The organism is Pantoea sp. X-Soil-YNGN-844 (genome assembly GCF_059730595.1).
The window spans coordinates 39,767-52,099 of the sequence record NZ_AP036009.1; the positions used below are offsets into that span (position 1 = coordinate 39,767).

Sequence of the window (12,333 nt, forward strand, 5' to 3'; positions counted from 1 at the left end):
ATTGAACTGAAAACAACAACCAACTGGCGGCGGCGGGGCCGGGATGCCAATAATCACTGCATGACTACATACCGCGTAAGAGTCGGGTATCACAACCCGTCAGCCCTGACATTCAGGCAACTGGATGAAATTCTGGAGCCGCAGCGATTCTGGAGAACAGATTCGGCGGGCGGCCAGTTCCGCTATTTCATGGAGTATGAGTACCAGTCTGACGTGCGCGACCTCTGTTCGGTCTGCTCGCTGGCCTACAGTCAGGCCTGCAAAGTCAGAAAGTGCCCGTTGATTCTGGTCGAGGTGATGAACTGAACGCATCCGGCGATCCCGCTGTTCTCAGCACGGGATCACCGGGCGTTTTAATACGAACTGCTTTAACCTGAACGTCGCTGCATCAGCAGACTTAACGCGGCGGGCAGCACCGTGAGCGTCACCAGCGTGCCGCTCACCAGACCGCCAATAATCGCCAGCGCCATCGGCCCCCAGAAGACCTGATGAGCGATAGGGGTCATGCCAAGTATCGCGGCACAGGCGGTCAGCAGGATGGGACGCGCACGATGATGGGCGGCCTGCCGGATAGCGTCACCGGCAGGCAGTCCGGCGCGACTGTTCGCATCCACTTCACTGATCATAATCACCGCGTTGCGGATGATGATCCCCGCCAGCGCAATAATCCCCAGCAGCGCCACAAACCCCAGCGGTGTGCCCGCCGGCAGCATCGCGGATACGATGCCGGGCAGGCCAAACGGCGCCATGCTCAGCGCCAGCAGCATGCCGGAGAAGCGTTGCAGCTGAATCATCAGCAGGACCAGCATGGCGCAGAGCGTCACTGGCAGCAGGGCAAATACCGAACCGTTGCCTTTGTCCGATTCCGCCGCTACGCCACCTTCTTCAATACCGTACCCGGCTGGCAGTGAGGCGCGCAGGGCGGCGACATCCGGCGCGAGCTGTTGCGAGACCTGCTCAGCGCGCTGACCGGGGGCAATGTCGGTCTGTACGGTGATGTAAGATAGCCGCTGACGGCGCCAGATCACCGGATCATCCACACCCCAGTTCAGGGTCGCTACCTGGCGCAGCGGAATTTTCTGTCCGCTGGCGTTGGTGATCATCAATCCTTCCAGCGTCTCCGTGTTTTGACGCTCGGCGTCATTGCTGCGTAGCACCACGTCAATCATCCGGTTGCGATCGCGCAGAGTAGTCACCACGCTGCCGGTCATCAGGGTGTTCAGCGCAGAGGCGATGGTGTCGGACGACAGTCCGGCGGCGCGGGCAGCGGTCTGGTTTACGGCCAGCGTCATAACCCGCTCCGGCTCCCCGGCGGTGAGATTGACCTCGCGGGTCAGCGGAGAACGGGCGAGCAGCGCTGCCAGCTCACCGGCAGCCTGCCGCACCCGGCCATTGTCCGGGCCGGTGATACGATATTTCAGCGGCCAGCCCACCGGCGGACCCAGCTCCAGCGGCGAGACCCGCGTCGTGATATCACTGAAATCTGCGGCCAGTTTTTTCTCCAGCCTTCTGCGCAGCCGATCGCGTACCGCCAGATTCTTCGCCACCACCACCAGCTGTGCGATATTTTCATTATCCAGCAACACATCCATCGGCAGATAGAAGCGTATTGCGCCAGAGCCGACGTAACTGGTGAAGTTCGCCACATCCCGATCGTTGCGCAGCATCTGTTCCAGCTGTGCGGTACGGCGCGTGGTTTCCGCCTGGGATGCGCTGGCGGGCAGCGTCAGGCTGACCAGCAGTTCAGGGCGGTCTGACGCCGGGAAAAATTCACCCTGCATAAAGGTGGTGGCGTACAGGCTGACCAGCAGCACCGTCAGCGCTGCGCCAATCGTCATCAGCCGGTGGCGCAGAATGACCTCCAGCAGCCCATGATAGCCGCGCGTCAGTAAGCCCGGCGGCTGGTGGGCTTTGATGCGCTTCGCTGACAGCAGCCAGCAGCCGGTGAGCGGCGAGAAGATGACCGCAACCACCCATGAGCAGAGCAGCGCCAGCGTAATCACCACAAACAGTGAGTAGCAATACTCCCCTGCACTGGAGGCGGCGAATCCGACTGGGATGAACCCGGCGATCATCACCAGCGTACCGGTCAGCATCGGAAAGGCGGTGGTTCTGAATGCATACGTCGCGGCCTGCCACTTACTGTCGCCCGCTTCGAGCCGTGCGACCATCGCCTCGACGGTGATCATGGCGTCATCCACCAGCAGCCCGAGCGCAATAATCAGCGCGCCCAGTGAGATGCGCTGCAGTCCGATGCCCGCCAGCAACATGCCGGTAAAGGTCATCGCCAGTACCAGCGGAATAGCCGCCGCCACCACCAGACCGGCACGCAGTCCCAGCGAAACAAAGGAGACGGCTAACACGATGACAACCGCTTCGCCCAGTATCCGCACAAAGCCGCTGACCGCTTGTTTTACCACGGAAGACTGGTCGGCCACGCGGGTCATGGTGATGCCGTGCGGTAGCTGACCGGCCAGTATCTGCATGCGCTGGTTAAGCTGTTTACCGAAATCGAGCATGTTGCCGCTGGCAGCCATGGAGATTGCCAGCCCGATAGCCGGCACGCCGTTAACCCGAAAGGTGGGTGCCGGCGGTTCAGCAGATTGCAGGCTGATGGTCGCCAGATCGGTCAGTGGGATGAAACGCTCACCGATATGCAGGGTAATCGCCTGCAGGCTTTCGACCGAGGTCAGGGTGCCGCTGACCCGAAGCGCGATATTTTCGCGGTCGGTACGCAGGCTGCCAGCGGGCACCACATCGTTCTGCGCTTTGATGGCGTCGCTGACCTGCTGTAAATCGAGCCCCATGCCGTTCAGCTTGCGTGGGGAAAAGGCAATAACCACCTGCTGCTCCTGCACACCCAGCAGACTGGTTTTGCCAATGTCAGGCAGACTGGCCAGGCTGCGGCGCAGGTTATCAACCCGATCGCGCAGCTCTCTGGCGGTAAAGCCATCCGCCGTGAAGCCGTAAATTGTGCCGAATGTGTCATCAAACTCGTCGTTAACCGCCGGACCCTGCACGCCCTGCGGCAGGGAAGACGTCACATCATGCATTTTTTTCCGCAGCTGATACCAGATACCGGCTACCTGAGAGGGCGGCGTGTCATCGCGCAGGTTGACATAAATGACCGTCTCTCCGGCGCGGGTCTCGCTCTCAACCGCATCCAGCGACGGGATCTCCTGCACCTTCTGTTCCAGCACGTCCGTCAGCAGTTGTACGGTGGTGTTTACGTCAGCGCCGGGCCACCGGGCAGAGATCACGGCGGTTTTGATGGTGAACGCCGGGTCTTCATTACGTGACAGACGTTCATAACTCAGCACACCCGCCGCCATCACCAGCAGCATGAAAAAGATGACCAGCTGCTGATGCGCCAGCGCCCAGCCGGAAAGATTAAAGCCAGTAATTTTTTTCATGAGCCCTCCTGTGCCAGCGACACTTTTTCACCGGGCTGCAGGGTGCCGACACCGGCGGTAACCACGCGCTCGCCTGGCCGGATCCCGGCAGAGACAAAGATTTGCTGTGCGCTGAAGCGGGCCAGCACCACCGGACGAAGCTGCAGGCGTGATGCCGCATCAACCACCAGCAGCGCGGGCTTGTCTGCAAACCGGGTCAGGGCGCTGGCGGGCAGGGCGATAACCGGCGGTTGCGCATCCGGAAGCGTGACGGTGACGGTGGCACCCAGTGCCATCGCCTCGGGTGGCTGATTCATTGAGATGCGCAGCCGCCAGGTACGGGTCTGTGAATCGGCCTGTGGGCTGATGTCACGTATCGTGCCACTGGCCTGGATGTCCGGGTCGGCGAGCAGCGTCACCTTCAGCGGAGTCCGGTCATCAGGACGCAGCAGCGCAGGCGTGGTCAGGTCAAACACCGCATCGCGTGCATCACCGGCTGCCAGCGTCATCACAGTCTGTCCGGCGCTGACCACCTGGCCGGGCTGAACCGGGAGGGCGGTGATCCGGCCTGCTGCGGGCGCAGTCAGCTGGGTCCAGCTGAGATTATCCTGGGTATTTTTCAGTGCCGCTTCGCTGCTGAGACGGCGGGACTGTGCGCTCTGCCAGTCCGCCTGTGCACTGTCCAGCTGGCTGCGGGCGATGGCCCCACCGGGCATCAGCAGCCGCATCCGATGCAGGTTAAGCGCTGCGACCCGTTCGGCGGCGCGGGCGCTGTCGAGATCGGCTTGCGCGCTGCTCAGCTGATTACGTGACTGATCGTTTTCCAGCGCGGCCAGGGGTTGCCCGGCGGTGACGCGATCGCCCAGCTCAACCGCGCGGCTCACCACCCGGCCATCCAGCCTGAAGGCCAGCGCAACCTCTTCATGGGCGCGAATTTCACCGGTCAGCACGCGTGACGCGTCGCTGCTGAGCGGCGGGGCAATCACCGTTTTGACCGGGCGGAGTGGGGCGGCTGGCGGGGCTGCATTGTTGTCCCGGCAGCCGGTCATGATGAATACGCCGAGCAGCACGAACACGAACGGCGCGAAGATATGTACACTGAAGAGATGACGCCACACCTGGCGGGCAGCATCCGATAAGAAGTCTGTCATAACCGGGTTCCTGTAATGAGTTGTGCTCATTGAACCCGGCATGTGTCCAGAAACGTTCCATGAACCATCAAGAAATGGTCAAGCCAGAACAATTTATCCCGCCGGTAGCGTTATCCCAATCAGCAGACCACCCTCGGCAGGCAACGTGGCATTAAGTGACCCGCCGTGCGCCTCGATAATCGCTTTGGCGATCGACAGCCCCAGCCCGCTGCCGCCGGAGTGGCGGGCGCGTGAGGAGTCAGCCCGGGTAAAGCGGTCAAACAGCTGCGGCAGGAAGTCTGGCTCTACGCCCTGACCGTAATCACGGAAAGTCAGCGTGGTCGCCTTATCGTTCTGGCTGGCGGTGATCAACATCGCACCACCGTCGGCGGCGTAGCGCAGCGCATTTTCACAGAGGATGGTTATGACCTGACCCAGGCGAAAGGTATCGGCGCAGAGCAGCAGATCGCCGGGTGCCATTATGCTGATGACGACACCCAACTGTTCTGCCTGTGGCAGCAGCCAGCCTGAACGCTCGCGCAGTAATTCAGAGAGATTAAATCGCTCGCGGTTGAGGGTTAGCTGCCCGGCATCTGCCAGTGACAGCAGGTGCAGTTCATCGGTCAGGCGACTCAGCTGTGTCAGTTGCTTCATGATCATCGCCAGCTGCTGCGGCTCCGCAGGGAAGACGCCATCCAGAATGCCCTGCAGGCGGCCCATTGCCGCCGTCAGTGGCGAGCGAAGTTCGTGTGCCATCGCCACATGCGAGGTGCGCAACTCGCGATCGTAACGCGCCAGTTGCTGCGTCATCTGGTTAAAATCTTCGGTAAAGCGCACCAGCTCCTGCGGCGCTTCTTTTACTACCGTCGCCGTCCGGCCAAATTCGCCTTTCGACACCGCACGCGCCGCCGTCGCCAGCTGGCTGAACTGCGCCGACAGCGGACGGGCGAAACGCAGCGCCATCATCACCATAAACGGGATGGTGACCACCACCAGAACCAGCACGGTCAGCCAGTCAGATGATGCCAGCGAAGGATCGGAAAATTTGATCCCCCACCACTGATCGACAATCTGATGAAAGCGCGCTGGATCGCTGGCAGGATGATGGCGCAGCTGTGTGAACTCATCAAGCAGCGCGGGCGGCATCCGGTAGTAGACCCAGAACGCCTGCACCGCAAAGCGTAGCCACATACAGGCGGCGATCAGGATCACGCTGCCGATGGCCAGAAACAGCACCCGGATGCAGATCCAGCGCCACAGTGAAGTGTGCGTATCGTTCTTCATGGCTGTCTGAACCGGTAACCGACGCTGCGTACTGCCGGTAAGACGTCAGAGATGCCTGCAGCCTCCAGTTTACGGCGCAGGTTATAGACGTGGGTATCGACGACACGCTCCAGAGCATCGCTTTCCGGCAGGCAGTGCTCCAGCAAAAACAGGCGGGTAAAAGGCCGCGTCGGGGCACGCATCAGCGTGACCAGCAGAGAAAATTCGGTAGGCGTCAGATCCAGACGGCGCGGTGCATCACTGTCACTATCAACCACTGCGGTAAGTGCCAATGGATCAACCACCAGACCCGCCCAGCGCAGCGATTCTGCGGCGGGCGCGTGACTCTGGCTGCGGCGCAGCACGGCCTGAACGCGCGCCACGACTTCGCCCGGATGGTAGGGTTTGACCACGTAGTCATCAGCGCCATAGCGCAGTGCGCCAATGCGGTCCGGCGCGTCACCCATCGCCGTCACCATGATTACCGGGGTATCGTCACGCCGCCGCAGCGCAGCCAGCACTTCGGTGCCGTTCATGCCTGGCAGCATGATATCCAGCAGGATCAGATCGGGCTGCCAGCGTCCTGCAGTTTCCAGCCCGCCGGGTCCGTCACCGGCAATCATGACCTCATAGTTTTCACGTTTCAGGTAGGCCTCAAGTACACCCGCCGCATCCGCGTCATCTTCAATAATCAGTACACGTTTTGACTGCATTTTCGGATCACCTTGACTGTTTCTTCATAAATCCCTGGTCGTTCATTGACACTCGCCTCGCATACTCCGGCCAGTGACGCGGCACTGAATCCCTCAGCTCCGCACCTGATGTGATAATGAGGAAACGTGATGATAACCGGAAAAATAACGCTTCACATGGTCTGTTTTTCGCTGGGGTTGAGTGCCGCTACTGCTATGGCTGATGAGAGTGCCACGCCACCGCCCAGCCTGACGCTGGGCATTGCGGGCATTAATGCACCGCGTTATAGCGGCGCAGATAAGCAGCACTGGCAGCTGATGCCGGTTATTCAGGCGCGTGACGGAGCATTCTTTTTCGACTCGCAAAAAGGCATTGGTTATGACCTGCAGGCGGATAACGGGCTGTATCTGGAACATACACTGGGTTATGGGCTGGGTCGCTCTGACCGTAACTCATCGTGGCGCGATGGTGATGACCGGCTCAGAGGCATGGGGAATATAGACGCAACGGTTAACACCGCGCTGGCAGCAGGCTGGTCGGTTACCCCGTGGTTTGTGGTTGAGGGTAAAGCGACGCTGCCATTAAGTAATAGTCAGGGCGTGCAATACCGGACGTCTATAACCCTGATCCCCTGGCAGACCCAGGACGATACGGTGGCATTGCAGGTGGCAGGTCTGGCTGGCGATGCGCGTTATATGAATACCTGGTATGGCGTGAGCAGCGGACAGAGTGCACATAGCAGGTTTGAACGCTATAACGCCGCGGGGGGATTTTATGGCACAGACACCAGCCTGACATGGAGTCATCAGTTCACGTCCGCCTGGGCTGCCAGCGTGATCGGCGATTACACCTGGCTGGATCAGCATGCTTCAGATAGCCCCATCGTCGCCCGGCACAATGGCACCTCGGCCACGCTGGCATTGAGCTACACCTTCTGAATGGCACCATGAAGAAAAGTGAGATGCGTAGCCATCGACGGTTGCTGGCTGCGCTGATTCTGTTCTATCTGCTGGTTTATACCCTTCTCGTCGTGGTGCTGAGTCTGTTTGATGCGCCAGTACGGGGATAGGGACATCATTAATATCCACAGCAGGGCTTAAGTCATTAATTAACCCGGTTACCGAATAAAGCAATGCTGATATAGCGGCTGGCAGGAAATAAGAATACATTGCTAGTGAAAGTGATGCTGCTAATTAACAGGCGTGGTTTATAAATATTAACTGAGCTGATTTATTATCGGTGAGTTATGCTGAAAAAACAGTTAAATTAGATAATAATTGTTTTTTATAATTTATTACCTCTTATTTGCTCCTGTTTAAATATTGTTGGTGGATATGGAAAGATCATAATTCTGTCAGTTTGTCTGCATATATATTGCTGTTTTATAAGTATTTAACTTGTTTTTATCAAGAGGTAACTTATTTTGAATGCATTAATTTTACTTTTAAATATTACAGTTAACGCAGTATGAATGTAGTGCATTTTAATTCACAGATAACACAGCGATAATATTGGCATCCGGCCTGGATAAACTATTTTTCCCTCACCTATCAGTATGTGAACCTTATAGAAAGTAAACCGATGAGAAAGAAAAAGAGCCCTGTACCTCATGATGCGACATTCCGACAGTTTCTGGCAAATCCGGATGTTGCCAGAGATTTTATGCAGCTGCATCTTCCTGAAGAACTGCGTAAAATCTGCGATCTCGGCACACTTAAGCTTGAATCCGGCTCCTTTGTCGAAGACGATTTGCGGCAATATTTTAGTGACGTTCTGTACAGTCTTAAAACCTCAGCCGGGGACGGCTATATACACGTTCTGATTGAACATCAATCTACACCTGACAGACATATGGCGTTTCGCCTGATGCGTTACGCGATTGCGGCTATGCAACAGCATCTTGCAGCGGGTCATAAAAAGCTGCCTCTGGTGATACCTGTATTGTTCTACACAGGTAAGCGCTCGCCCTATCCTTATTCGACCCGCTGGTTCGACGAATTTGATGTTCCGGCTGTGGCAGAACAATTCTATGGAAGTGCTTTTCCGCTGGTGGACGTCACGGTTATTCCTGATGACGAAATCATGAAGCACCGTAGCATGGCCGCACTGATGCAGAAGCATATTCATCAACGTGATATGGCGTCGATCATTGACCGTCTGAGTACCTTACTGATGGCCGATTATCTTTCTTCACCCCAGGTATTGGCGCTGATACACTATTTAATGCAGGCAGCTGAATCAGCTGATCACGAAGCTTTTGTTCGCGAACTGGCACAGAGGGTGCCGCAACACGGAGATGCACTGATGACTATCGCACAGCAGCTTGAGCAAAAAGGTATTGAAATAGGTCGCGCTGAAGGTATTGAGCTGGGCGAACAGCGGGGAATGGAGAAAGGCCGCAGTGAAGGTAAGCGCGAAGCCACGCTGGAAATCGCTCGCGTTATGTTACAGCGCGGCCTTGAACGTAAAACCATTATGGAAATGACAGGTCTTTCCTCAGACGATCTGGCTAACATCCAGCATTAAGCCTCTGCGGATAAGACCTGATGACAACTTTTCACTTCAGGGAAAGTAAAGCTCTCAGGTCTTATTGCCCGCAGGCTGGCGCTGCAGGTAATTCCAGGTTGCGCCCAGCATGCCGGAGTCGTTACCGTAGGTTGCGGCATCTATGCGGATATCAGGATCATATTTTGCCAGCTGCTCTCCCAGTTCCTTGAGGAAGGGTTCGCGCTCAGTAATTCCTCCACCAATAAATACCCTCTGCGGGTCGAACACGCTGAACAGGTTATATAAGCAGGCCGCAAGATCCGCATAAAATTTATTTACCACCTGCTGCGCGGCGTCTTCATTACGATCGTATGCGTCAAAAACATCTTTACCACTGACATCGTCGGCAGGCTTTTCAATAAGCTGGCTGTAATTCTCCCGCAGCGCCGTCATGGTACAGCTCTGGCTCATGGTGTGGCGTTCTATATTGCCGCTGGTGGGACGCGACGTCAGCAGGCAACCAAACTCGCCCGCCCGGTTGCGTCCACCCCGAATCAGTGCGCCATTGCAAAAGGCCGCTCCGCCTAACCCGGTGCCTATCGTCAGCATCAGGAAATCGTTGAGCTTTTTTGCTTTTCCCAGCCACTTTTCCGCCAGTAGCGCACAGTGTGCATCGTTTTCGACGGTAGCAGGCAGGGACGTTTTTTCTGTCAGCCACTGGCTCAGATGAAACTGGTCAAAGTCACGTATGGTGCCGCCCATGGCAATGTAACCGGCGTCTGCATCAATATAACCAGGTGTGCTGACGGCAATACCAGCACAACCGGGATTTTTCTCCAGCCAGGCCAGGATTTCATCAAGTATTTTATCGCGTGCGTTATGGGAAATATCAGCGCTATCGCTGGTCAGAATCTTTCCCTGATCGTCAATCACACCCATTTTTAAAGAGGTACCACCAATATCAAAAGCTGCAATTTTCATCAACGTTCTCTGAAGTTGTTTTCATCCAACTAATTGTAGTGCTGAAAAAAAAGGGCAGACGGCCAGGCGCCGGCAATTTTGTCAGGAAAGGTACAGATTTATAAAGCTGATGCTGAAGGGCTGAAGACTGGTGGCACACAGGAAATAACAGAATGCGCTGTATAGGCTGGATGGTGATGTGATCAGCGACGCTGCCAGTATATCCGGCAGCGCCGATTGAGTCGTCAAAATGCCGACATTACCACTTACGTAGCAGAATACTGGCATTGACGCCGCCAAAACCAAATCCGTTCGACATGGCATAGTTCAGCGCGGCAGGTCGGGCTTTAAGCGCCACCAGGTCAATACTGCCTGCTGCTTCATCGGGATGATAAAGGTTCAGTGTTGGCGGAATAAGCTGATGGCGCAGGGCCAGCAGTGTGAATATCGCCTCAACGCCACCCGCCGCACCCAGCAGATGGCCGGTGGCGGATTTGGTTGATGAGATCGCGACCGGCGAATCATCGCCAAAAACGGCGCGAATAGCGGACAGCTCACCGTGATCGCCGACCTGAGTCGAGGTTGCATGAGCATTGATATGCTGAACGTCATCCGGGCTGATACCCGCCTGTCGCAGAGCTAACCTCATCGCCCGCGCAGCGCCACTGCCATCCTCCGGACCCGCCGTAAGATGGTAAGCATCGGCGCTGGTGCCGTAGCCGACAATCTCCGCCAGCGGCGTCGCTCCGCGTGCCTCTGCATGGGCCAGCGACTCAATGACCAGCAGGCCGGCACCTTCGGCCATGACAAAGCCGCTTCTGTCCCGATCAAACGGACGTGAGGCATGGTGCGGCTCATCTTCATATCCTGCGCATAGTGCGCGCGCGGCTGCGAAACAGCCCAGCGTCACGCGATCCAGCGCCGCTTCGGTGCCGCCACAAATCGCAATATCCGCTTCACCACTTCTGATTAATCTTGCGGCGTCACCAATAGCCTGTACGCCTGCTGCACAGGCAGTAACAGGCGCGCCGAGCGGGCCGGTGAAACCGTGTTTAATTGAGATATGACCGGCTGCCATGTTCGCCAGAAACGAGGGAGCAGTAAAAGGTGAGAGCCTGCGCGGACCACGCGCGTCGGTCGTGCGCACTGCGTCGGCAATCGCACCAAAGCCGCCAACGCCAGAAGCAATGATCGTAGCCGTGCGTTCACGCGCAGACGCATCTTCAGGATGCCAGCCTGCCTGCTTCAGCGCTTCTTCCGCTGCCAGCAGCGCAAACTCAATAAACCGCGACATCTTTTTTCGCTCTTTTGGCGCAATGAACGACTCCGGGTCATATCCGGCCAGCGGGTCGTCTTCAATACCAGGCACGCTGCCCCCCACTGAAATACCGGTTCCTGAGGTGAGCGTATCGGGCAGAACGCGAATACCCGATTCACCCGCCGTTAATCGCTGCCAGACAGTTTCAACGCCACAACCCAGCGGCGAGACGATACCCGCGCCGGTGATGACGATGCGTTGTGATGAGGTTAAATGACTCATGCGGTTGCTCCCGTAGTCAGTCCGGACAGCGAATACAGTACTGCCACAGAAAGTTGATGCGCGCCTGAAGCGCGATTAGCGAGACCCTTAGTAGAAGGGTGCGATGTGCGAATGCAGGTATGAAAGTGAACAGACAAAGATAAGCTTAGCAGCATCAGGATCCTGAGCGAGAATCAGACAGGCCGTTATCTTTGCCTTTGTGACTAATTAAGTCAATAGTCACTTCATTCAGGGGGCAAGACTGCGTAATACCAGTGCGGCCAGTTGCGTGGAAGCGGCCTCAGCCTCATCGAGGCTGTACTGCAGTAGCACAGGGCTGACATAGGGTCTGATTACCCGATAGATAGCTTCTGCCGCGTCGTCAGCCGGAGTTTTACGCTCAAACTCACCCATTTCACGACCCCTGCGAAGGATTTGCTGAATCAGATTCAGAATCCGCTTTTCGTAAGCCATGGCAGAGGGCCAGCGGTCGCGCGACGCGACAGCGGCAATGTCATAGAGTTTACGTTCGTGAAAAAATAGCTCAGTACTGGTGGCGGAAAGCGTCTGAAACAGCCGCCGCAGTTGTTCTGATGCACCTGGAGCATCGGCGATCGCGGTTTCAGCACGCGCCATGATCATCGCCAGCCGGTTTGAACAAATGACTTCGCCAATCGCCTGTTTCGATTCAAAAAACTTGTAGATATAGGCTTTGGAAAAGCCGATAGCCCGGGCGAGATCGGAGACGGTGGTTTTTTCGTAGCCGTAATGCGCAAAGTGCTGCATGGCAGCCTCGACAATCTGGTCACGCACATTGTGATCAGCAGGGCCGCGCGTTCCACTGTCCGTTACGGATTGGGTCATTGTGATAGCCTGACAAATTGAAGGT

Annotated in this window: 11 protein-coding genes; 4 read left to right on the forward strand and 7 right to left on the reverse strand. The window is 56.8% G+C overall.

All coding sequences use genetic code 11. The features are described from left to right. Positions 1–60 precede the first annotated feature (60 nt). Positions 61–306, forward strand: a complete 246-nt coding sequence (locus tag AC6I8C_RS21440; RefSeq protein ID WP_013356609.1) for a hypothetical protein — start codon at positions 61–63, stop codon at positions 304–306. 62 nt (positions 307–368) lie between these two features. On the opposite strand, the gene AC6I8C_RS21445 is transcribed toward AC6I8C_RS21440, so the two are convergent. The 4 genes from AC6I8C_RS21445 to AC6I8C_RS21460 form a co-directional block, all read right to left on the reverse strand. Next, positions 369–3,413, reverse strand: coding sequence for an efflux RND transporter permease subunit (locus tag AC6I8C_RS21445; protein ID WP_497823802.1), 3,045 nt, complete (start codon positions 3,411–3,413; stop codon positions 369–371). Further along, positions 3,410–4,543, reverse strand: a complete 1,134-nt coding sequence (locus AC6I8C_RS21450; protein WP_497823803.1) for an efflux RND transporter periplasmic adaptor subunit — start codon at positions 4,541–4,543, stop codon at positions 3,410–3,412. Before AC6I8C_RS21450 ends, AC6I8C_RS21445 begins: the two co-directional genes overlap by 4 nt. Positions 4,544–4,636: 93 nt before the next feature. Next, entirely contained in the window at positions 4,637–5,806 is a 1,170-nt protein-coding gene (locus tag AC6I8C_RS21455; protein WP_497823804.1) for a sensor histidine kinase, read from the reverse strand. Continuing rightward, positions 5,803–6,498 carry a response regulator gene (locus tag AC6I8C_RS21460; RefSeq protein WP_033785233.1) on the reverse strand — a complete coding sequence of 232 codons (696 nt, stop codon included), beginning with the start codon at positions 6,496–6,498 and terminating at the stop codon, positions 5,803–5,805. The genes AC6I8C_RS21455 and AC6I8C_RS21460 overlap by 4 nt, the downstream gene beginning before the upstream one ends. Positions 6,499–6,627: 129 nt before the next feature. On the opposite strand from AC6I8C_RS21460, the gene AC6I8C_RS21465 reads away from it, so the two are divergent. From AC6I8C_RS21465 to AC6I8C_RS21475, 3 genes are all read left to right on the forward strand, one after another. Continuing rightward, positions 6,628–7,416: a MipA/OmpV family protein gene (locus tag AC6I8C_RS21465; protein WP_497823805.1), complete on the forward strand. Its 789-nt coding sequence runs from the start codon at positions 6,628–6,630 to the stop codon at positions 7,414–7,416. Between the two features lie 8 nt (positions 7,417–7,424). Next, on the forward strand, positions 7,425–7,547 hold the full coding sequence (locus AC6I8C_RS21470; RefSeq protein WP_497823806.1) for a hypothetical protein: 123 nt from the start codon (positions 7,425–7,427) through the stop codon (positions 7,545–7,547). Between the two features lie 512 nt (positions 7,548–8,059). Further along, on the forward strand, positions 8,060–9,004 hold the full coding sequence (locus AC6I8C_RS21475) for an Rpn family recombination-promoting nuclease/putative transposase (RefSeq protein ID WP_497823807.1): 945 nt from the start codon (positions 8,060–8,062) through the stop codon (positions 9,002–9,004). 54 nt (positions 9,005–9,058) lie between these two features. On the opposite strand, the gene AC6I8C_RS21480 is transcribed toward AC6I8C_RS21475, so the two are convergent. The 3 genes from AC6I8C_RS21480 to AC6I8C_RS21490 all read right to left on the reverse strand — a co-directional run bounded on the left by AC6I8C_RS21480 (position 9,059) and on the right by AC6I8C_RS21490 (position 12,308). Beyond that, on the reverse strand, positions 9,059–9,946 hold the full coding sequence (locus AC6I8C_RS21480) for an ROK family protein (protein WP_497823808.1): 888 nt from the start codon (positions 9,944–9,946) through the stop codon (positions 9,059–9,061). A gap of 238 nt (positions 9,947–10,184) precedes the next feature. Next, positions 10,185–11,465, reverse strand: coding sequence for a beta-ketoacyl-ACP synthase II (gene fabF, locus AC6I8C_RS21485; protein WP_497823809.1), 1,281 nt, complete (start codon positions 11,463–11,465; stop codon positions 10,185–10,187). Positions 11,466–11,693: 228 nt separating this feature from the next. Then, complete coding sequence (locus tag AC6I8C_RS21490; protein ID WP_095708285.1) at positions 11,694–12,308, reverse strand: TetR/AcrR family transcriptional regulator; 615 nt, start codon at positions 12,306–12,308, stop codon at positions 11,694–11,696. Positions 12,309–12,333 lie beyond the last annotated feature (25 nt).